Consider the following 22,668-nt stretch of genomic DNA (forward strand, 5'->3'; position numbering starts at 1 on the left):
ACAGCCCGCTAGGCAAACAAAAAAGCCCCCGATTTCTCGCGAAATCGGGGGCTTTTTATGGTCAATAATCCGTCTTAAACGTCTAGGTTCGCTACGTTCAAGGCGTTGTCTTGAATGAAGTTACGACGTGGTTCCACTTCGTCACCCATCAAGGTGGTGAACATTTGGTCAGCGGCAACGGCGTCATCAATGGTGACGCGAAGCATACGACGTGCATCTGGGTCCATGGTGGTTTCCCAAAGCTGCTCAGGGTTCATCTCACCCAATCCTTTGTAGCGCTGGATGGTCATACCACGAGACGCTTCTTTCATTAGCCACGCTTTCATGTCGCTGATGGTTTTTACCGGTTCGCGACGTTCGCCACGTTGAATAAAGGACTCTTCACCAAACAATTCAGCCACGGTGTCCGACATCGCGACAATACGTTTGTATTCTGGAGAGTTGAAGAAAGTACCTTCAAAACGGTAACGGTTCGACACACCATGAGACATAATGTCGACCACTGGCAGGAAGATGTTACGTTCGTCGTCTTTTTCAACAGAGAAGTCAAAACGGAAACCGGTGCGCGCGTCTTGCGGCATTTGGTTACGAATGGCTTCAACCCATTCTAAAACAATGCTTTCGTTGGTTAGACTTTCTTGCGTCAAGGCTTTGCAGTACAGAAGCTTGCCCATGACGTCTTTTGGATACACACGGGCCAAGCGGTCGATATCGCCTTCGATTTGAATGTAATCTCGTACCAGCTTCGCCAAAGGCTCGCCTTGAATGCCCGGAGCGTCTTCGTTGACGTGCATGTGAGCGCCGTCCAAAGCCACTTCGATCAAGTGTTGATCCAATGCCGCTTCGTCTTTGATGTACTGTTCTTGCTTACCACGTTTGATTTTAAACAACGGCGGTTGCGCAATAAAGATGTGACCACGTTCGATGATTTCTGGCATTTGACGGAAGAAGAAAGTCAAAAGCAGGGTACGGATGTGCGATCCATCGACGTCGGCATCGGTCATGATAACGATGCTGTGGTAACGCAATTTGTCGGCGTTGAACTCGTCACGACCGATACCACAACCCAATGCAGTGATCAGGGTGCCTACTTCAACCGACGCCAGCATTTTGTCAAAACGGGCTTTCTCGACGTTCAAGATTTTACCTTTAAGAGGCAAAATCGCTTGCGTACGACGATCACGACCTTGTTTTGCAGAACCACCCGCAGAGTCACCCTCCACTAGGTAGATTTCAGAAAGCGCTGGGTCTTTTTCCTGACAGTCGGCCAATTTACCCGGCAAGCCTGCGATGTCTAGCGCGCCTTTACGACGCGTCATATCACGGGCACGACGTGCGGCTTCACGAGCACGAGCAGCATCGATCATTTTGTTGACGATGATTTTCGCTTCGTTGGGTTTTTCGAGTAGGAATTCAGAGAAACGCTTCGCCATTTCTTGCTCTACGGCGGTTTTTACTTCCGACGATACGAGCTTGTCTTTGGTCTGAGAAGAGAATTTCGGATCTGGCACTTTCACCGATACGATGGCGGTCAAACCTTCACGGCAGTCATCGCCGGTTGTTGCCACTTTTTGTTTCTTCGCTAGGCCTTCTTTTTCGATGAAGGTGTTGAGCGTACGCGTCAACGCACCACGGAATCCCGCAAGGTGAGTACCACCATCGCGTTGTGGAATGTTGTTGGTGTAACAGTAGATGTTTTCTTGGAAGCCTTCGTTCCACTGCAAGGCAACTTCTACGGCGATACCGTCTTCTAGGTCGTCACGCTGGCAAATGAAGTGAAAAATGTCGTTGATTGGCGTTTTGTTGGTGTTCAAATGCTCAACAAATGAACGCAAGCCACCGTCGTAGTTGAAGAAGTCTTCTTTACCGGAGCGCTCGTCTTTCAATTTAATCGCAACGCCAGAGTTCAAGAATGACAATTCACGTAGACGCTTCGCCAAGATGTCATAAATGAACAGAATGTTGCTAAACGTGTCTGCAGAAGGTTTGAAATGTACAGTGGTACCGGCTCCGTCGGAATCCCCAATGATCGCCAATGGCGCTTGTGGAACACCGTGAACATAGTGCTGTTCGTACACTTTGCCGTTTTTACGGATAGTTAACGTGAGACTTTCGGACAGAGCGTTTACAACGGAAACACCCACGCCATGTAGGCCACCAGAAACCTTGTATGAGTTATCGTCAAACTTACCTCCAGCGTGAAGTACCGTCATGATAACTTCGGCAGCAGAAACACCTTCTTCTTCGTGAATATCAACCGGAATACCACGGCCGTTATCGGAAACCGAAATCGATTCATCTGGGTGAATCAATACCGTGATGGTGTCACAGTGACCAGCAAGGGCTTCATCAATGGAGTTATCCACGACTTCGAACACCATGTGATGCAAACCGGTGCCATCGTCTGTGTCGCCGATGTACATGCCAGGACGTTTACGTACGGCATCTAGCCCTTTGAGCACCTTGATACTGGACGAATCGTAATTATTTTCACTCATTTAACTCTCCTGCAAACCTTTGCTCAATAAAGACAGTTCGCCATGATTCATAACAAACTGACGAACGTCTGTTGTGTCAGCCCAAGTAAAATCCGTTGTATCGGGCTCGACACTGGTAATAAAAATTTGGCTGTTTAACGACTCCAATAATCGACAGAGCTTCTGTCTATGATTGGCGTCCAACTCGGCTGGTAAATCATCCACTAAAAATACCAGTGGGCGACCCATTTCGATCAAGAGTTGCCCTTGTGCAATTTTCAACGCAGACACAACAAGCTTTTGTTGGCCTCTGGAAAGCGTATCTAACGCGTCTCCCGTGGCGGTTTTTACTCGTAAATCCGCTCGTTGTGGTCCGGTATGGGTGTAACCGAGTTCAATATCGCGCTCGCGTCCCGCTTCCACGGCCATCGCTAAGTTTTTTTGTGCGTCCCAGCCTTGGAAAAACTGAAGATTCACAGAAAGTTCTGACGTTAATAGCGATAAAACACGTTCAAAATGCGGTGTGAGTTTTTCCACATACGCTTTGCGAGATTGATTGACTTGTTCACCCAGTCGGATCAATTCCTGATCAAATGCCGCCAATAAACTGAGAGATATTTTACCACGTCTAAGCAAGGTATTCCGCTGTTTTAATGCTTTTTGCCAGCCTCGCCACGCCGGAATGAAGTCTTTATCGAAATGAAAGGCTCCCCAGTCAATAAATTGGCGACGAATGCTGGGTGAACCCTCTAATAATCGAAAGGCATCGGGATTAATCAGCTGCACGGGGAGACGTTCTGCCAGCTCAATGACAGACTGCGCTCGTTGTCCTTGGATACGAACGTCAATTTGACCATCACGATGACGTTGCAAACCAACACGAATAGGGCTGGCTTGCGTTTGATGCAGCTGTGCAAAAACAAGACACGCGTCATTTTCGTGCTGAATATAGGTTTTGTGCTTATGACTGCGGAAGGAACGACCAAACGACAATAGGTGAATGGCTTCTAACACCGAGGTTTTACCACTGCCATTTTTGCCGACGATCACATTCACTTGAGGCGAAGGTTCGAAGCGCACACTAGAAAGGTTGCGAACATGAGAGATGTCCAAACGCACCAGTGGCATAACAGATAAACCTTACTTAGGGTGGGGAAGACCCACTTGGTGATTGAATAAATGAGTCACCAAGCGGGTCATAGGTCTTTGATCGGAAAGGCGATTACAGACGCATTGGCATCACAACGTATTGTGCTGCATGGCTTTGCGCTTCTTCGATCAAGGCACTGCTGTTCGAGTCGTTCAAGGACAAACGCACTTCCTGAGAGTCCACAACGCCCAACACGTCCAACAAGTAGCCAACGTTAAAGCCCACTTCCATGTTGTCGCCTTGGTATTGCACCAACACAGATTCTTCGGCTTCTTCTTGCTCTGGGTTATTGGCGAAGACTTGCAACATGCCGTTAGACAAGATCAAACGCACGCCACGGTATTTCTCGTTAGAAAGAATCGATGCACGTAGGAACACTTGACGAAGCTCCAAACGATCAGCAATGACGATTTTTTCGTTGTTACGTGGAATAACGCGATGGTAGTCCGGAAATTTGCCATCCACTAGCTTAGAAGTGAACACATAATCTGCCACTTTCGCGCGAATATGGTTGGTGCCGATCGTTAGCTCGACCACTTCATCGGTATCGTTTAGCAAACGGTTTAGTTCCAATACCCCTTTGCGAGGTACGATCACTTGCGTCAGATCGCCGCTCACTTGAGCGTCTTCCACGGCGGTCGCCAAACGGTGTCCGTCGGTTGCAACCACGCGCAACTGACCGTCTGCCACTTCTAGCAACATGCCGTTTAGGTAATAACGAACGTCTTGGTTTGCCATCGCAAAGCCTGTACGGTCGATCAAACGACGTACGCTGTTTTGTGCAATAGAAACCGTTAGGTCGCCTTGCATGTCTTGGATATTCGGGAATTCATCGGCTGGCAAAGTAGACAAGCTAAAACGTGAACGACCTGAACGGATCACCGCTTTTTGGTCATCCAAGGTGAATTCAATCACGGCGCTATCGGGTAAACTTTTGCAAATGTCCATTAGCTTGCGAGCAGGTACCGTAATTCGGCCTTCTTCACACTCGTCTAATGGCACATGGCCCACTAATTCCACTTCTAAATCGGAACCAGTAAGCGTTAATACTTGGTCTTTCACTTCCACCAATACATTGGCCAAGACAGGCATAGTTTGCTTGCGTTCTACAACGCCTGCCACTAGTTGAAGTGGCTTAAGGAGTGTCTCGCGGACGACTGAAAATTTCATTATTTTCCTCGTAAACTCAAAGTCTTAGACCATCAGGTGGTCAGAATTCGCATCAATTGTTTGTAGTCTTCACGGATATCCGAATCCGTATCTTGCAGTTCTTTAATCTTGCGAATCGCGTGCAAGGCTGTCGTATGGTCACGACCACCAAAAGCGTCACCAATTTCTGGCAGGCTGTGGTTGGTCAATTCTTTGGCTAACGACATCGCCACTTGGCGAGGACGAGCAACAGAACGACTACGACGTTTCGACAGCAAATCACTGATCTTAATTTTGTAGTATTCCGCCACAATTCGCTGGATATTATCAATGTTTACCAGCTTGTCTTGCAAGGCCAAAAGGTCTTTTAACGATTCGCGAACAAAATCCGGAGTAATCGCTCGTCCAGTAAAGTGCGAGTTGGCGATAACACGCTTTAAGGCGCCTTCTAATTCACGGACGTTAGAGCGAATTTTCTGGGCAATAAAGAAAGCAGAATCATAAGATAACTTAATGCCGCTTTCATCTGCTTTGCGCATCAAAATAGCCACACGAGTTTCCAATTCTGGCGGCTCAATGGCCACGGTTAACCCCCAGCCGAAACGCGACTTCAGACGGTCTTCCAACCCTTGAATTTCCTTAGGATAACGGTCACAGGTCAAAATCATCTGTTGGCCGCCTTCTAATAAGGCATTAAAGGTGTGGAAAAACTCTTCTTGGGTGCGGTCTTTGCCAGCAAAAAACTGAATATCATCAATAAGTAACGCGTCTACCGAACGATAGTAACGCTTGAAATCGTTGATTGCGTTTAACTGAAGGGCTTTTACCATGTCGGCAACAAAGCGTTCAGAGTGCAAATACACCACTTTGGCATTCGGATTATGACGCATCATCTCCGTACCAACGGCTTGCATTAAGTGAGTTTTACCCAGACCAACGCCACCATAGATAAAGAGAGGGTTGTAAGCACCGCCTGGATTTTCGGCCACTTGCAATGCAGCGGCATGAGCGAGCTGATTGGATTTACCCTCGATGAAGTTATCAAAGGTAAACGAATTATTCAGATTCGCGCCGTGGTTAATACCACCTTCCACTTGTACTTTACGTTTGGGCGCGGTTAATGGCAGCTGCCCCTGTTCATAAGGTTCAAGCTCTCCGCGTAATCCCGCTCCAGATAAGGTTAATGGTGCTTCAAATTCAAGGTCAGCATTTGGGCTGCCTTCTTCTTCATCCATTAAGCCAAAACCCGGACGATAACCGGACTCGCGCGCCACTTCATTATTTAAAGGGCTAATCGCTGGCTCATTTGAAATAGGTGGAGGAGGCGTTGATATCTGGTTTGCTTGAGCAAAATTTTGTGATTTCACCGCGAGCTTTAATGCAGGCGCAAGATCGTCACCTGCAAACTCAGACAAAAGCTCTTTTATGCGCGTTTGATATTTGTTACTCACCCAATCCAACACAAAACGGTTTGGTGCACTTAGGCACAATTCTCCATTAGGCATCATTTCCGCCTGCAATGGACGAATCCAAGTGTTGAACTGAGATGTGGAAAACTCACTCTGCAAACGCTGCAGACAAAGATTCCAATGCTCCAAAGACACTGTAGACGTACTCCCTGGTTGAGTGACAGACAAGGAGCGGATTTTACATCGGCCATGTAAAGTTATCCACACATAAATAGAAAAAAAGCCAATGCCCTGTAAAACTCACAAATGTTAATAACACGGCAGGTTATACACAGCGGTAGATAACCTTTTTCAGATGTGCATAAAAGAACAAGTTATGCACATATACAAATCCCATTATGATAATATTATTCACAACGTAAAAATTTTTTAACATTTTGATTTTTATACACATAATAAAACAATAAAAACCATCTGTGGATAAAGATCACTTTCTAAATTTTCTTTATCCACTAAGCCAGTAGAAGTCTGTGTGTAAGTATTTAATGGTTTGTATCACTATTTATTTACTAATTTGCCTGTGCTAAGCATTGAATTTACTGAGGAAAGGCTCTAAAATCCGCGCCCTGATTTGACCAATCAAATGTAGAGGCTTGGCGACCGCTAACCCTCAAAACTCAAACACTGCATTCAGTGAGAGAATTAAGATGAAAAGAACTTTCCAACCTAGCGTTCTAAAACGCAAACGTAACCACGGTTTCCGTGCTCGTATGGCTACTAAAGGCGGACGTCAAGTTATCGCTCGTCGTCGTGCTCGCGGCCGCAAGGTTCTAAGCGCATAATCCCGCTGATGACCGATTATTGTTTTCCTCGGCATGTCAGACTTCTGAATGCCGGGGATTATCAATCCGTCTTTAACGACACTTCCTCCAAAGTCTTCGCAGGCGAATTCCTTTTATTGGCACGAAAACGAGATGACGACCAAGCTCGGTTGGGTCTTATTGTGTCCAAGAAAACGGATAAACGCGCGGTAGGCAGGAATCGTATCAAACGCTTGGTGCGTGATTCCTTTCGTCACCACAAAACCCCCCTTTCTGGTCTCGACATTGTCTTTTTAGCAAGACAAGGCATCAAAGAGTTGGAAAACGACGATTTGCACTCCAGACTTGAAAAAGCATGGAGTCAACTGGCAAAAAAAGCCCAAAAACCCGCTCAAAATAAAAAACGCGATCAATCTAGACAGAAATAGGCTGAAAAAACTGCCAAAGGCTGGTTTAATAGCGCGTGATTTTTATAAGGGTTCTGTGAACCTATTGTCCAACCAAACAAATTAGTTGAATACCATGGATTTCAGACGTTACTTTTTATGGGGTGCGCTTTTTATCAGTGGCTACCTACTGTTCTTACAGTGGAGCCAAGATTATGGTCCTCAGTCCACTCAAAGCGTAGCTCAAAGCACTCAGTCTCAATCTGAGACAAACTCTCAAATGAGCGATGATTTGCCAATGGCAACTCAAAGCACAACCGATGCCAATGCCGAAATTCCACAAAATGCGAAGCAAATCGCACCTGGAAAACTGATTGAAGTAACAACCGATACCCTTCGTGTTGCCATCAATCCAGTCGGTGGTGACTTGGTTGAAGCGGCGCTTCTTCAATACAAAAAAGAATTAGGCAAGCCAGACCCATTCGTCATCTTAGAAGATGGCACCGAGCGCACTTATGTGACGCAAAGTGGTTTGGTCGGCCAAAATGGCCCAGACGCTTCCCCTGAAGGCCGTCCTGTTTATCAGTCTGAAAAAGCGGCTTATACGCTAGCAGAAGGTGAAGATTCTCTTGATGTGAATCTGTACTACACCGACGCAAATGGCGTGAAATACACCAAGACTTTCCGCTTCATGAAAGGCAAATACCGTATTCGCCAATTGATCACCGTAGACAATACGTCATCAAACACTTGGCGCGGTAATCTCTTTGCTCAGATCAAACGTGATAACACGCCAGATCCAAGTCAAGCCACCAGCATGGGCTTACAGCCTTACCTAGGTGGCGCCATTTCTGACGAGCAAACGAAATACAGCAAAGTGTCTTTCTCTGATATGAAAGAGGAGCCAGTTAAAACAACCACCACTCAAGGTTGGGTTGCGGTACTTCAGCACTATTTTGTGTCTGCTTGGGTTCCAGAGCAAGGTCAAAAAGTCACTTTGCAAGCACGTACCAACGGTGACTTTAACATCATCGGTTTCACTGGCACGCCAGTGGAGATTGCACCAGGTAAACAAGGCACTCTGAGTTCGACATTCTACGTAGGTCCGAAACTACAAGACCACCTAGAAAGCACGGCAGCAAACCTTGATCTAACAGTGGATTACGGCTGGTTGTGGTGGTTGGCTAAGCCACTGTTTTGGTTGCTGACCTTGATCCAGTCATTTGTGATCAACTGGGGCATCGCGATTATCTTGGTCGTAGTCTGTGTAAAAGCCGTTTTCTTCAAGTTGTCAGCGACAAGCTACCGTTCTATGGCGAAAATGCGTAAGTTCGGACCAGAAATTGCCAAACTGAAAGAAAAGTATGGTGATGACCGTCAGAAAATGTCGCAAGAAATGATGGCGCTTTACAAGAAAGAAAAAATTAACCCTCTGGGTGGTTGTTTGCCTATCTTGGTTCAGATGCCTGTTTTCCTTTCGTTGTACTGGGTATTGATGGAATCTGTCGAATTGCGCCACGCGCCTTTCTTCCTATGGATTCACGATCTATCTGTGATGGACCCATTCTTTATCCTGCCAATTTTGATGGGTATTAGTATGTTTGTTCAGCAATCGCTAAACCCAACACCACCAGATCCAATGCAAGCTCGAATCATGAAGATTATGCCAGTGGCATTCTCTGTCTTCTTCCTATGGTTCCCAGCGGGTCTTGTCCTATACTGGGTAACAAACAATACGTTGTCTATCTTGCAACAGTATGTAATTACCAAACGCATCGAAAAAGAAGCCTGATACTAAACGGCTAATGATTCGATTAAAAAGGCTTCCCAATGGGAGGCCTTTTTTACGTTTAGATTGCCATGTTTGCTTCGCTAACGGACAATAGCTTCATCGCTATTTAATTTTTTACCGCACAGAGTTTGACTATGACCAATTTCCAATACGCCACAGACCAAGACACGATTGCCGCACAAGCCACCGCTCCTGGCCGAGGTGGCGTAGGGATCATTCGTTTATCGGGTCCAAAAAGTCTTGCCATCGCCAAACAAATAGTCGGCTTTGAACCGAAACCTCGTTATGCCCATTACGTGCCGTTCAAAACCACGAATCAAGAACAACTGGATGAAGGCATCGCCTTGTATTTTCCGGGACCAAACTCCTTCACTGGCGAAGACGTCTTTGAATTACAAGGTCACGGTGGTCCCGTCATTATGGATATGCTGCTTAGCCATTGTGTGGCGCTTGGGGCACGTTTAGCCCGCCCAGGCGAGTTTTCCGAACGCGCTTTTATGAACGACAAAATGGACTTAACCCAAGCGGAAGCTATTGCCGATTTGATCGACAGCACCTCAGAGCAAGCCGCAAAATGCGCGTTACGTTCTTTGCAAGGCGCTTTCTCGAAGCGCGTTGACGAACTGGTCGAAGCCTTAATTCATCTGCGTATTTACGTGGAAGCGGCGATTGATTTTCCTGAAGAAGAAATCGACTTCATTGGTGACGGCAAAGTCGCGGCAGAACTGGCTGGCATTCAAACGAAACTGGCAGAAGTACTCAAAGAAGCCAACCAAGGCGCCTTGATCCGCGAAGGCATGAGCGTGGTAATTGCAGGGCGCCCCAATGCAGGTAAATCCAGCTTATTGAACGCCTTGTCTGGCAAAGAATCCGCCATTGTCACCAACATTGAAGGCACTACGCGTGACGTCTTGCGTGAACATATTCACCTAGATGGCATGCCTCTGCACATTATCGACACGGCTGGCTTACGAGATAGCCCAGACGAAGTAGAGCGCATCGGTATTCAACGCGCATGGGACGAAATCAGCAAAGCCGATCGCATTTTAATGATGGTCGACAGCCAATCGATAGATTCAAAAGACCCAAGCGAAATCTGGCCAGAATTCATGGAGAAACTCGGCGATACCAAACACTTAACCTTGGTGCGTAACAAAGTCGACTTAACCAAAGAAGGCACGGGGATTGAAACGGTCTCAGACGTTCCTGTTGTCTCTCTATCGGCAAAAACAGGCGAGGGCGTTACTGATTTAACTGAACACCTAAAAGCCGTCATGGGCTTCGATAGCACGACTGAAGGGGGGTTTATCGCTCGCCGTCGTCATATCGAAGCGCTTAACAAAGCCAACCGCTTCTTAGACGCAGGCAACGAACAGCTCCACGGCTACGGCGCAGGGGAATTGCTCGCTGAAGACCTTAAAGAGGCGCAGCAAGCGCTTAGCGAAATCACTGGCGCCTTCACCAGCGACGACTTGCTTGGTCGCATCTTTGGCTCGTTTTGTATCGGTAAGTAATCACTGAAATAAGGGCTGATTTCAGTGCAACCCTTGTCCCAACTTGATCGCCGCCGCCACGTTACGAGCGGTGGTGATGAGGTTTTGCTCGCCTTGTGTTAAGACGTTATCCAAGCTATCTAGCGCCGGAATAATAGGGAATATCGCCAACATACCGTGCGCTAAAATGGCTTCGGCGTCTTTCCCTAAACTGCCAGCAATGCCAATGGCTGGAACCCCATTTTTATTGGCTTGTTTTAGTACGCCCATGGGCGTTTTGCCAAAGACCGTTTGGCCATCGATCCGACCTTCACCGGTAATCACCAAATCTGCACCCTGTAGTGAGCTTGCTAAGCCAACTGTCTCTATAACAATCTCAATACCGGGTTTTAACATCGCACTAAGAAAGACTTTCGCCCCTAATCCCATACCACCCGCCGCACCAGCGCCAGCGTCCAGTCGGTGATCCGCAAAACCGCTTTGCACCAAGACATCCGCAAAATGCTCGAGCGTTTTATCTAACAAGGAAACCATTTCTGGCGTAGCGCCTTTTTGTGGACCAAAAATAGCCGAAGCACCACGTTCACCACATAACGGATTATCCACGTCACAAGCGACGTCGAAGCGGCATTCGGATAGAAGAGGGTGCGCTTGGCTTGCATCAACGTGACTCAATTGTGCGAGCGCCATGCCGCCAAAGGGCAGTTCTTGATGATTTTCGTCTAGGAATTGAATGCCCAATGCTTGTGCCAGACCAACGCCAGCGTCATTGGTTGCACTGCCACCTAAACCAAGAATAATGTGTTTAATGCCTCGGTTAAGAGCGTCTTTTATCAGCTCACCCGTTCCGAAGCTTGTGGTATAACGAGGATCTCGCTGCTCTCGCGGCACCAGATGAAGGCCTGAAGCAGACGCCATTTCGATCACCGCGGTGGTCGGCTCTTGGCCATCTACCGCCCCTAAAATGCCGTATTGCGCCATGACTCTATTGCCCAACGGCCCAGTTACTTCAAGGTCAATAAAATGACCTTGAGTCGCATCCACCATGGATTGCACTGTTCCTTCTCCCCCATCCGCCATCGGAACTTTGAGATAGTCCGCACGAGGAAATACCTGACGAAAGCCCGCCTCAATCGCATTCGCAACATCAAGCGCGGTCAAACTTTCTTTAAAGGAATCGGGAGCAATCACAATCTTCATAGTCAATCCTTGCTGCAGGAAAATAGGTTAGCGTCGATCAAGTAGTAAACTAGGTTATTGAGCTTTTACCTTTACCACCACTCGACCACGTATCTTTCCATCTAGCAATTTATAGGCCGTATCTACGACGTCTTCCAAGCCAATTTCGTCGCTCATGCTGTCCACGTCTTCAATTTGCAGCAGTTCGCTTAGACGTTGCCATGCTTCAATACGATCCGTTAATGGTCGCATAACGCTGTCAATGCCAATGAGTTTGACGCCACGCAAAATGAATGGGGCGACGGAAGCAGGGAAGTCCATGCCTTGCGCTAAGCCACAAGCGGTTACTACGCCGCCGTATTTTGTGCTTGCGCAAGCGTTGGCTAAAGTGTGGCTTCCGACGCAGTCGATAACGCCAGCCCAACGCTCTTTTTGTAAGGGTTTACCTGGCTCAGACAGTGTGTTTCGATCGATGATGTCGCTCGCACCCAGATTTTTCAAATAATCGCTTTCCGCCATTCGTCCAGTAGAAGCGACGACCTGATAACCAAGGCGATTTAATAAGCGAATAGCAAAGCTGCCGACACCACCGTTGGCTCCCGTTACAAGGATTTCGCCAGAATCAGGTGTAACGCCTTGTTTTTCAAGCGCTAAAACCGACAGCATGGCGGTGTAACCCGCTGTACCTATTGCCATAGACTGTTTAGCGTCTATACCTTTCGGAAGCGGAATAAGCCAGTCGCTTTTAAGCCGCGCTTTTTCAGCTAAGCCGCCCCAATGCATTTCGCCAACCCCAAAGCCGTTCAGTATGACAAAATCACCTTCAGAAAATCGTTCAGAGTCACTTTGTAAGACCTTACCCACTAAATCTATGCCCGGCACCATGGGAAAAGAACGCACAACAGGGGACTTGCCAGTGATGGCTAAGCCATCTTTGTAATTTAGCGTGCTGTAATGCACTTCAACCAATACATCCCCTTCGGGTAGCTGATCGTCATTAAGCTCAACCACTGATGCCACACTTTTTTTGTCTTCCTGAGTAATGAACACACCTTTAAACATACCTTCTCCAATTTTAGACCGATCGTCTATTTATAACGAATAAAAAACCAAGCACGGCTTGGCTTTTACCTTAATCTGCCTTTACTTGAATCGCTTGGATAAAAAACATCATGAACAGGCTTAATGGTTGCGTGCTTTTCATTAATCTTGAACGATGAACCGCGCCTTCCCATCCCATCCAAAAAGCGTAGGACAACTCTGAAATGCTTACTTTTATGTCAATTTCACCGTGTTTTTGACTGTCTAGCAAACACGTGGCTACGCGGGTTTGCCAGCTGTGGTAAGTCGCCTGAAGTTGCTCTCGAAATACTTCTGAAAGCAGGTTAGATTCTTGCTCTAGATTGCCTACTAAACAACCTCGTTTAAAATCATGTCGAACAATGCCATCTTGCGCATCTTGAGCAAAACGCTGTAAACGCTCTAACGGCGAAAAAGCATCGTCTAATAAAAAGCTGTCTAATTTTGCTTCGAAATAACGCCGATATCGCGCTAAAACCGCCAATCCAAAGGCTTCTTTGCTGGAAAAATAGTGATAAAAGGAGCCCTTCGGAACGCCAACAGATTTTAAAATGGGGTCAATACCACTGCGTACGAAACCCGTTTCGGTGAGTATCTTCATGCCTGCACGAAGCAGTGATTCTCGGGTATCGAGGGACTCCACAGAAGATTTTTTAGGCCGCCCACGACGTGGCTTACTGGATTGATCCATTAAAACGGGTTGTTCATCCACACACTTCATTACGAGTCACACTTTGGCTTTTTGACATACGAAAGAACAATTTAGACCAGTCGTCTAAAAAAATCAATTACCATCTATCAATACTTACACAACCGCGCCTTCGTGCCGCTTTTCTTGCGTCGGAGACACCCCAAAATAGCGCTTATAATCTCGGCTAAACTGATGCACGCTTTTATAACCCACTTCTAGCGCGATTTGACTGACGTTTTTAAGCCTCTGATTAAGCAGCATTTGCGCCTTTAGCAATCGCAATCGCTTTAAATACTGCACCGGTGAGGACCCTGTGATTTCTTTAAAATGGTGATGGAAACTGGACACGCTCATGTTGGCGTCGTCTGCCAGCTGCTCAACTCGTACTTCTTGATCCAGTTGCTGGTGCATTCCAGAAATGGCGTATGAAATACGAGAAAATCGACCTTGGTTCATCACTAGCGTTTTTAAGGCGGTGGCTTCTGGGCTTTGTAAAGCCGCAAAAATGACCTCTCTTACCCGTCCTTGTCCCATTAATTTGGCGGTTTTTGGGTCATACAACGCCTGAATGAGTCGAATTAACGCGCCTTCCATGTCATCGCTCATCGGCACTGCCGACATCGAGGAGTAAGTAGAATTGATAACGTCGCCGTCGTCTTGAAAGCCTGTCACTAATTCCATTAATACCGCAGGATCTAGGTCAATAGAAACACCGAGCAGTGGTCCGTCTTGGCTCGCGAAAGTTTCGCATTCAAAGGGTAAAGGTAGGGATTGCACCAGATAATGCCCGGAGTTGTAATGAATTTCGCGATCGCCTAAATAGCCAATTTTTTGACCTTGCGCGATGATGGTCAGTCCAGGGCGATACATCAGCGGCATTCTTGGAAGCGATTTGGAGCATTTCATTAATCGCACATTCGCAATAGAGGTTTCTGAGAAACCTTCTTCTATAGCCAGAGTTTTGATCAAATCCACTAGCTTTTTATTATTCATGTTTAAGCCCTTTCGCTTTAAAAATCATGACTTGTATTATCCATTCAATATTGTGTAGGAAAAGTTAAGTTTTTAGAAATTGGAGAAATAGGCAAAACAACAATAAGAATGCACAACACAATAAAAGAAAAATTCGTCTAGACTGCTCATCACTATTTCATTCTCTATTAATTGGAGCAAAGACGATGAGTCAAGCAAAAGCCTACGCGGCAAGATCAGCCACCACACCATTAGCCCCTTTTTCTTTTGAGCGTCGTGCTCTGCGTGACAACGATGTGAATATCGATATTTTGTATTGTGGAGTGTGTCACTCAGACATTCATGTGGCAGAAAGTGACTGGGGACCAAGTGAATACCCAGTGGTTCCAGGCCACGAAATTGTTGGTCGTGTTACTGAGGTTGGTAGCAAAGTAAGCAAATATAAAGTGGGTGATATTGTCGGTGTGGGTTGCATGGTCGATTCTTGTCAACATTGTGCCCATTGCGCCGAAAGCTTAGAGCAATATTGCGATAATGGCTTTGTTGGTACTTATGGATTTCATGATCTTATCGATGGCAGCCTAACGTATGGCGGTTACTCAGATCACATTGTGGTTCGTGAAGAATTTGTGCTGTCTATCCCTGAAGCATTAGACGTAAGTAAAGCCGCGCCTTTATTGTGTGCCGGTATCACCACATATTCTCCCTTGCGTCATAATGGCGTCAAAGCCGGTGATAAAGTCGGTGTCCTTGGCATGGGCGGACTTGGCCACATGGGCGTGAAGTTTGCGAAAGCATTAGGGGCCGAAGTCACCATCTTCACTCGTTCAGAAAGCAAAATTGCGGAAGCGAAAAAACAAGGTGCCGATCATGTGATCGTATCGACCGATGAAGCGCAAATGCAGGCCGCGGCCATGTCTTTTGACTACTTATTGGACACCATCCCAGTTCAACACGATTTGAACCCTTATTTAAATTGCTTAAAAGTAGACGGTACGCACATTCTTGTCGGTTTAGTAGAACCTATGGAACCTGCTCCGCATTCTGCTAATTTGGTTATGAAACGTCGCGTGCTGACGGGGTCATTGATTGGTGGAATCGCAGAAACACAAGAAGTGCTGGATTTCTGTGCAGAACACAATATTGAATGTGATGCTGAGATGATCAACATCCAAGACATTAATGAAGCGTATCAGCGCATGAAAAAAGGCGATGTGAAATATCGCTTTATCATTGATATGAAGAGTTTAAAGGCAGAGTAACATTGTCATGTTAACACACTGACTAAAAGCGCCCCAGTGAGGGCGCTTTTTTTTGCCTTCGTTTTTTTGCTTTCGGGCTGCTTTCAAGTTACGACTTGACCCTATGAAACCATGATCGAAACAGTCTATTTCAACGCTCATTTTCCTCACAAAGTTACTCACAATCAGCATTTTCTCGATTTATCCACTATCTTTAATGCCAAAATGAAAGCGTCAATTATTCACACACTGACCATAGAGAAAATAAAAAAAGCATTTTTTTATTTTTTTACTTGTGGATTGTTTATCCGAAAAAATGGGCGTTTTTGTTGTTGAAATCGAAATAAAATCTTTATAAAACAATTTCTTATGTTTATAAAAACAATACAAAAGCACTGTTGATAAGTATGGTGATAGGTGGATAAAAAGTTTTGCACAGTTTTTAACAACTCGACACTTAAAAAACCGCTCTGTATAACTCACCACCTTATACACAGGTATAGGTTATCCACATAACAGGATAATAAGGCGGTTTCTAACATGTTGTTATCAACATAAACTAATGATAAATAGCGTTTTTTTATGTTTATAAACAGATTTTTGCCTCCTATATAGACATAACAAACATAAAAAGACATACCTATATAATACTTTATTTAATATTGATGACCGGGGGGATCTACGTTTCGTCGCTTTCTTTTTCCAAATTAGCCGATATACTAGGCGCCCTTATCGAAAATTGTTCGTTTTTTATTCATTTCTATTGATTAGTAATACCGAGGTTCCAGTGGATTTCCCAAGTTGTTTTGATGTGATTGTGGTTGGTGGCGGACACGCTGGTACAGAAGCAGCGTTAGCTTCAGCACGCATGGGCGTTAAAACGTTATTGCTTTCCCACAACATTGAAACGTTAGGACAAATGTCCTGTAATCCTGCCATTGGTGGTATAGGGAAATCCCATTTGGTAAAAGAGATTGATGCTTTAGACGGCGCAATGGCGTTGGCTACCGATAAAGCAGGCATTCAATTTCGCACATTAAACTCCCGTAAAGGACCAGCAGTTCGTGCAACCAGAGCACAAGCTGACCGAATTCTTTATAAAGCCGCCATTCGTTATCAATTAGAGAACCAAGAAAACTTATGGTTGTTTCAACAGTCTGCGGAAGATTTGATTGTTGAAAACGGTGCTGCACGTGGTGTGGTTACTCAAACAGGCATTCGTTTCAACAGCAAAACAGTGGTGTTAACAGCGGGAACTTTTTTGGGCGGTGTTATTCACGTCGGCTTACAAAACCACGCTGGTGGTCGTGCTGGAGATCCGCCGTCTATTGGCTTGGCTCAAAAGTTGCGCGCGCTGCCGTTCCGAGTAGATCGTTTGAAAACCGGCACACCGCCTCGAATAGATGCTCGAACGGTCGATTTCTCTCAAATGCAAGCGCAACCGGGTGATGACATCGACCCTGTTATGTCTTACATGGGCAATCGTTCTATGCACCCTCGTCAAATTGAGTGTTTCATTACGCATACGAATGAACGCACCCATGACATTATTCGTTCTGGTATGGATCGATCTCCTATGTACACAGGGGTGATTGAAGGGGTTGGCCCACGTTATTGCCCGTCCATTGAAGACAAAATCGTGCGATTTGCCGATAAAAACTCCCATCAGATCTTTATCGAGCCAGAAGGGTTAACCACACACGAATTGTACCCAAATGGCATTTCCACTTCTTTGCCATTTGATGTGCAAATTGAGTTAGTTCGTTCGATGAAAGGCATGGAAAACGCGCACATTATTCGTCCGGGTTATGCGATTGAATACGACTATTTTAATCCGCAAGATTTGAAGTATTCACTGGAAACCAAACACATGCCTGGTTTGTTCTTTGCTGGACAAATTAACGGCACAACGGGCTACGAAGAAGCAGGCGCACAAGGCTTGTTGGCTGGTCTAAACGCGGCTTTGCTTGCACAAGACAAAGACGCTTGGACACCTCGTCGTGACGAAGCGTATCTGGGAGTGCTGGTTGATGATTTGATCAGTATGGGGACGAAAGAACCGTACCGTATGTTTACTAGTCGTGCCGAGTATCGTTTGATTTTGCGTGAAGACAACGCCGACATGCGTTTAACAGAAAAAGGCCGTGAACTTGGTTTGGTTTCTGATGAACGTTGGGCGGCTTTCTGCAAAAAACGCGAAGCCATTGAACTGGAAACTCAGCGACTTAAATCCAGTTGGATTGTGCCAAATACGCCAGAAGCGGAAAGCATCAATCCTAAATTAGAAACACCGATTACTCATGAGTACAGTTTGTTGGATTTGCTGAAACGTCCAAATATTGTGTATTCCGATGTGGCGAATTTGAAAAACGCGCTTGAAGAACCTGTTGATGAACAAGTTTCTGAACAGGTTCAAATCGCGGTAAAATACGCTGGGTACATTTCTCGTCAAGCGGAAGACATTGAGCGTCTACGTCGACAAGAAAACACAGAATTACCAGCGGATTTGGATTATTCCAAGATGGAAGGCTTATCAAATGAGATCAAACAAAAGTTAACTCAGTTGCGCCCAGCCACGCTTGCAGCGGCCTCTCGCATCCAAGGTGTGACACCGGCTGCCGTGTCCTTACTCTTAATTCATTTGAAAAAACGTGCGATTGCACGCAAAAGTGCCTAGAATCATCAGCCGATAATCCTTGATTACTATCTTTATAGAAATGGATCGACTGTGACACACTTTGACACTATTCAAAAAGGCGCCCAACAAATGGGCGCTTCTTTATCTGATGAAACCATTCAGACTCTTGTTAACTATTTAGCCATGCTAGAAAAGTGGAATAAGGCTTACAACCTAACCGCGATTCGAGATGTTGAGCAAATGATCTCATTGCATTTGTTGGACAGTTTGGCGACGTTACCTTTCATTAAGGGCGATAACATCATCGACGTAGGTACTGGACCTGGCCTACCTGGTATGGTGCTTGCTATATGTTACCCAGAAAAACAGTTTACTTTACTAGACAGTAATGGCAAAAAAACTCGCTTTCTGACTCAGGTTAAAATGGAGCTTGGTATTCAGAACGTAACCGTTGCAAATGAGCGTGTTGAAAAACATGCCTTTCAAGGGACTTACGACCATGTGATTTCTCGAGCTTTCGCTTCTTTGCAAGATATGATCAATTGGACGTTGCCTCTTCCTAAAGACACAGGTAACTTTTTGGCCATGAAAGGGGTTTATCCTAGTGAAGAAATTGCGGCGCTACCTAAAGAGGTCGAGTTGGTGTCAGTAGAACCTCTTAATGTGCCAAGTGTTCAGGCGGAGCGTCACATGGTAGTGATGACGCGTAAAGGATAAAGCATGGCAAAAATCATTGCAGTAACCAACCAAAAAGGTGGTGTTGGCAAAACAACCACCTGCGTCAACTTAGCCGCATCGCTGGCCGCGATGAAGCGTCGAGTGTTGTTGATTGACCTCGATCCGCAAGGAAATGCGACAACGGGAAGTGGCTTCACCAAAGAAGAATTAGACACCAGTGTTTATGACGTATTGATTGGTTCTCATGGCGTGAAAGACGTTATGAAGCAAAGTATGCCCGGAGAGTACTGGGTTTTGCCTGCAAATGGTGATTTGACCGGGGCGGAAGTGGTATTACTTGATCTGCCCAGTAAAGAAACACGTTTACGGGCGGGGTTGTACGAAGTCGACAATGACTTTGATTATATTTTATTGGATTGTCCGCCAGCCTTAAACATGTTGACTGTGAATGCGTTGGCCGCATCACAAGGCGTTCTAATTCCTGTTCAATGTGAATATTACGCATTAGAAGGCTTAACAGCGTTACTACAAACCATTGAACGAATTACGCAAGCGTTAAACCCAGCGTTAGAAGTCGAAGGGATTTTGCGTACCATGTACGATCCTCGCCCTAGTTTAACGCACGATGTGTCTAGTCAGCTTCACAAGCATTTTGGTGACAAAGTATACGACACGGTGATTCCTCGTAATATTCGTTTGGCAGAATCACCCAGCTACGGTTTACCTGTTTTACATTATGAAAAACAGTCTCGTGGTGCCATGGCCTACCTTGCTTTGGCCAGTGAATTTATTCGCAAAATCTGTGGCGTGATAACGTTTTTACATAAGCAATTTAATACCAATTAGGGTTAATGAAATGACGATGAAAAAAAGAGGTCTAGGTCGTGGCTTAGATGCATTGTTAGCACCACAAACAGCGGCCGCAAAACAGGCTGATGGCGGTATTAATAATGAACAGATTAAAGGCCTGACTTATTTGCCTGTGGAATGGCTTTCCAAAGGTAAATTCCAACCTCGTCGTGATATGAACCCTGCCCAGTTAGAAGAGTTGGCGGCCTCTATCCGAACACAAGGCATCATGCAGCCTATTGTGGTGAGGCCAAATGGCCATAATCAATATGAAATTATCGCCGGCGAGCGTCGCTGGAGAGCGGCTAAGTTAGCGGATTTAACACAAGTCCCTGTGATTATCCGACATGTTGAAGACGCGGATGCTGTGGTGTTAGCCCTGATTGAAAACATTCAGCGTGAAGATCTAAACCCTGTAGAGGAAGCACTGGCTTTACAACGTCTCGTTGAAGATTTTCATCTTACCCAACAAGAAGTGGCAGACACAGTGGGAAATCTCGTTCGACGGTCGCGAATTTATTGCGTTTGTTGGGTTTGACACCAGAAGTTCGTCGTCTGTTGGAGCATGGTGACATTGAAATGGGGCACGCGCGCGCGCTATTGCCTCTAGAGCATGATAAGCAAATTCAAGCAGCATCACAGGTTGTGACCAAATCGTTATCTGTTCGCGAAACGGAAAGATTGGCTAAAAATGTCCAGGCAGCGGAAAAAAACGAAGACAGTAAACCCGCTCTGCCTGATTTGAGTGCAGAGGCTGAACGCATCAGCCAAAAAATCAACGCCGCCGTCAAAATACAACCTTCTGCTAAAGGGAAAGGCAAGTTGGTTATTGAGTATCGTAACCCTGAACACCTAGAATTGCTGATCAGCGAGTTGCTTGCTGGGAATTAACAAAATTTCTAGTAAGTGCTTTTTCTAACGAGATAAGAGCTCTGGAAACTGTTTCTGCTATTCGGTTTAAGTTGAACACAGTCGTCATAACCCATATAATGCCTCGAATTTTGTAAATGATCACATTGATTGCACTTTTACAGTGCGCAAAGAGAGTGAGGAAATGGGGACAAACAAGCCACTAAGCGCGAGTGCCATCATTAGCGCGAAAAAGAAGGCTGTGTTTCGTTTTCTTTTTTTACAATTATTACTGACTCTTTTTATATCATTGGGAATTTTTTACGTTGCTGGTGGTCTGTATGGGTACTCTTTTATTTTCGGAGCGTTAACCAGCATACTGCCAAGCGTTTATATGGCTTGGCGAATCTTTGGTTATAGGGGAACTCGACCTGCCAAAGAGGTTGTTCGATCATTTTATCGAGGAGAAGCTGGTAAATTAGCAATGACAGCTGTATTACTGTCGCTGGTTTTTCTTCTGGTAAAGCCATTGGCTGCAGGGGCTTTTTTTGCAGGCTTTGGTTGTGCAATTTTGAGTCATTGGCTCAGTCCTATCGTACTAAAGCATTAAGTTGTACGAAGGAAATAAGGTTTTAATCATTGAAAGAGCGTGGATATAAATATGGCAAGTGAAAATCCAACAGCTTCTGAATATATACAGCATCACCTTCAGAATTTGACCTTTGGTCAACATCCTGATGGCAGTTGGGGCATTGCTCACGGTGCTAAAGAAGCAGCAGATATGGGGTTCTGGGCGATTCACCTTGATACGATGGGTTTTTCTATCGCATTGGGTATCCTGTTTTTATGGTTGTTCCGTAAAGCAGCGAAAAAAGTGTCGGCTGACACACCGTCTGGATTGCAAAACTTTGTTGAGTTGATGGTTGAGTTTGTTGACGGCAGCGTCAAAGAAACTTTCCATGGCAAAAATAAAGTCATTGCACCATTAGCACTCACTATTTTTGTCTGGGTATTCTTAATGAATACGATGGACTTAGTACCGGTTGATTTTCTTCCGACGCTAGCCGGACTACTGGGTATTCCTTACTTTAAAGTAGTTCCAACAACGGACTTGAATGCCACTTTAGGTATGTCTTTGTCTGTATTTATCTTGATTGTTTATTACAGCATCAAGGTAAAAGGCGTGAGCGGCTTTGTTGGTGAATTAACGTTACAGCCTTTTGGCAAATGGATGATCCCTTTCAACTTATTACTTGAAGGTGTTGGTCTGCTTGCGAAACCTGTTTCATTAGCATTACGACTATTTGGTAACTTGTATGCTGGTGAATTGATCTTTATTTTGATTGCTATTTTGCCGTGGGGTCTACAATGGGCTCTGTCTGTGCCATGGGCAATCTTCCATATTTTGGTCATCGTGCTTCAAGCTTTCATCTTTATGATGTTGACTATCGTCTACTTGAGTATGGCGCACGAAGATCACTAAAAGTGTGTTCTTTAAAGTAATATTATTTAAACCTTATCTAAAACTGTGAAAATGTAGGAGTTAAAATGGAAACTGTAGTTGGTCTTACTGCGATTGCTGTAGCCCTTCTAATCGGTCTAGGTGCCCTAGGTACTGCGATTGGTTTTGGTATTTTGGGTGGAAAATTCTTGGAAGGCGCTGCGCGTCAACCTGAAATGGTTCCAATGCTGCAAGTTAAAATGTTCATCGTAGCGGGTCTTCTTGACGCCGTAACAATGATCGGTGTAGGTATCGCATTGTTCTTCACTTTCGCGAATCCTTTTGTTGCTCAGGTCGCTGGTTAATTTTCTGT

Annotated in this window: 19 protein-coding genes and 1 pseudogene; 12 read left to right on the forward strand and 8 right to left on the reverse strand. The window is 45.5% G+C overall.

The window, feature by feature from the left end:
- Positions 1–74: 74 nt before the first annotated feature.
- From gyrB to dnaA, 4 genes are all read right to left on the reverse strand, one after another.
- A complete protein-coding gene (gene gyrB / locus N5P32_RS02810; protein WP_265727668.1) occupies positions 75–2,498 on the reverse strand; it encodes a DNA topoisomerase (ATP-hydrolyzing) subunit B in 2,424 nt (807 codons plus the stop codon).
- The gene (recF, locus tag N5P32_RS02815; RefSeq protein WP_265727669.1) at positions 2,499–3,605 is read right to left on the reverse strand and encodes a DNA replication/repair protein RecF; all 1,107 of its coding nucleotides are present in this window, start codon (positions 3,603–3,605) and stop codon (positions 2,499–2,501) included.
- A gap of 94 nt (positions 3,606–3,699) precedes the next feature.
- Positions 3,700–4,797, reverse strand: a complete 1,098-nt coding sequence (dnaN, locus tag N5P32_RS02820; protein ID WP_265727670.1) for a DNA polymerase III subunit beta — start codon at positions 4,795–4,797, stop codon at positions 3,700–3,702.
- A gap of 32 nt (positions 4,798–4,829) precedes the next feature.
- Positions 4,830–6,380 carry a chromosomal replication initiator protein DnaA gene (gene dnaA, locus N5P32_RS02825; protein WP_265727671.1) on the reverse strand — a complete coding sequence of 517 codons (1,551 nt, stop codon included), beginning with the start codon at positions 6,378–6,380 and terminating at the stop codon, positions 4,830–4,832.
- A 512-nt stretch (positions 6,381–6,892) separates the two neighbouring features.
- Here dnaA and rpmH point away from each other — a divergent pair.
- The 4 genes from rpmH to mnmE all read left to right on the forward strand — a co-directional run bounded on the left by rpmH (position 6,893) and on the right by mnmE (position 10,698).
- Entirely contained in the window at positions 6,893–7,027 is a 135-nt protein-coding gene (gene rpmH, locus N5P32_RS02830) for a 50S ribosomal protein L34 (protein WP_012072147.1), read from the forward strand.
- Between the two features lie 8 nt (positions 7,028–7,035).
- Positions 7,036–7,434 carry a ribonuclease P protein component gene (rnpA, locus tag N5P32_RS02835; RefSeq protein ID WP_265727672.1) on the forward strand — a complete coding sequence of 133 codons (399 nt, stop codon included), beginning with the start codon at positions 7,036–7,038 and terminating at the stop codon, positions 7,432–7,434.
- A gap of 94 nt (positions 7,435–7,528) precedes the next feature.
- Entirely contained in the window at positions 7,529–9,184 is a 1,656-nt protein-coding gene (gene yidC / locus N5P32_RS02840) for a membrane protein insertase YidC (protein WP_265727673.1), read from the forward strand.
- Between the two features lie 134 nt (positions 9,185–9,318).
- Positions 9,319–10,698, forward strand: coding sequence for a tRNA uridine-5-carboxymethylaminomethyl(34) synthesis GTPase MnmE (mnmE, locus tag N5P32_RS02845; protein WP_265727674.1), 1,380 nt, complete (start codon positions 9,319–9,321; stop codon positions 10,696–10,698).
- A 21-nt stretch (positions 10,699–10,719) separates the two neighbouring features.
- Here mnmE and N5P32_RS02850 read toward each other — a convergent pair whose 3' ends face one another.
- From N5P32_RS02850 to N5P32_RS02865, 4 genes are all read right to left on the reverse strand, one after another.
- Entirely contained in the window at positions 10,720–11,877 is a 1,158-nt protein-coding gene (locus tag N5P32_RS02850) for a glycerate kinase (protein ID WP_265727675.1), read from the reverse strand.
- 54 nt (positions 11,878–11,931) lie between these two features.
- A complete protein-coding gene (acuI, locus tag N5P32_RS02855; RefSeq protein ID WP_265727676.1) occupies positions 11,932–12,918 on the reverse strand; it encodes an acrylyl-CoA reductase (NADPH) in 987 nt (328 codons plus the stop codon).
- A 70-nt stretch (positions 12,919–12,988) separates the two neighbouring features.
- Complete coding sequence (acuR, locus tag N5P32_RS02860) at positions 12,989–13,657, reverse strand: acrylate utilization transcriptional regulator AcuR (protein ID WP_265727677.1); 669 nt, start codon at positions 13,655–13,657, stop codon at positions 12,989–12,991.
- Between the two features lie 84 nt (positions 13,658–13,741).
- Positions 13,742–14,620 (reverse strand): AraC family transcriptional regulator, encoded by an 879-nt coding sequence (locus tag N5P32_RS02865; protein WP_265727678.1) that lies wholly within the window; start codon positions 14,618–14,620, stop codon positions 13,742–13,744.
- Between the two features lie 185 nt (positions 14,621–14,805).
- Between N5P32_RS02865 and N5P32_RS02870 the strand changes: the two genes are divergently transcribed.
- From N5P32_RS02870 to atpE, 8 genes and pseudogenes are all read left to right on the forward strand, one after another.
- Positions 14,806–15,861, forward strand: coding sequence for an NAD(P)-dependent alcohol dehydrogenase (locus N5P32_RS02870; protein WP_265727679.1), 1,056 nt, complete (start codon positions 14,806–14,808; stop codon positions 15,859–15,861).
- Positions 15,862–16,627: 766 nt separating this feature from the next.
- Positions 16,628–18,517, forward strand: coding sequence for a tRNA uridine-5-carboxymethylaminomethyl(34) synthesis enzyme MnmG (gene mnmG, locus N5P32_RS02875; RefSeq protein WP_265727680.1), 1,890 nt, complete (start codon positions 16,628–16,630; stop codon positions 18,515–18,517).
- A 51-nt stretch (positions 18,518–18,568) separates the two neighbouring features.
- Positions 18,569–19,195, forward strand: a complete 627-nt coding sequence (gene rsmG, locus N5P32_RS02880; RefSeq protein WP_265727681.1) for a 16S rRNA (guanine(527)-N(7))-methyltransferase RsmG — start codon at positions 18,569–18,571, stop codon at positions 19,193–19,195.
- Between the two features lie 3 nt (positions 19,196–19,198).
- The gene (locus tag N5P32_RS02885) at positions 19,199–20,002 is read left to right on the forward strand and encodes a ParA family protein (RefSeq protein WP_265727682.1); all 804 of its coding nucleotides are present in this window, start codon (positions 19,199–19,201) and stop codon (positions 20,000–20,002) included.
- Positions 20,003–20,012: 10 nt separating this feature from the next.
- Positions 20,013–20,896 (forward strand): annotated as a pseudogene (locus tag N5P32_RS02890) (ParB/RepB/Spo0J family partition protein).
- A 220-nt stretch (positions 20,897–21,116) separates the two neighbouring features.
- Entirely contained in the window at positions 21,117–21,464 is a 348-nt protein-coding gene (locus N5P32_RS02895; RefSeq protein WP_265727683.1) for an ATP synthase subunit I, read from the forward strand.
- A gap of 51 nt (positions 21,465–21,515) precedes the next feature.
- Entirely contained in the window at positions 21,516–22,337 is an 822-nt protein-coding gene (gene atpB, locus N5P32_RS02900) for a F0F1 ATP synthase subunit A (RefSeq protein WP_265727684.1), read from the forward strand.
- Between the two features lie 65 nt (positions 22,338–22,402).
- Positions 22,403–22,660, forward strand: a complete 258-nt coding sequence (gene atpE, locus N5P32_RS02905) for a F0F1 ATP synthase subunit C (RefSeq protein WP_265219636.1) — start codon at positions 22,403–22,405, stop codon at positions 22,658–22,660.
- Positions 22,661–22,668: the final 8 nt, after the last annotated feature.

Source organism: Marinomonas pontica, assembly GCF_026191375.1.
GTDB lineage: Bacteria > Pseudomonadota > Gammaproteobacteria > Pseudomonadales > Marinomonadaceae > Marinomonas > Marinomonas pontica.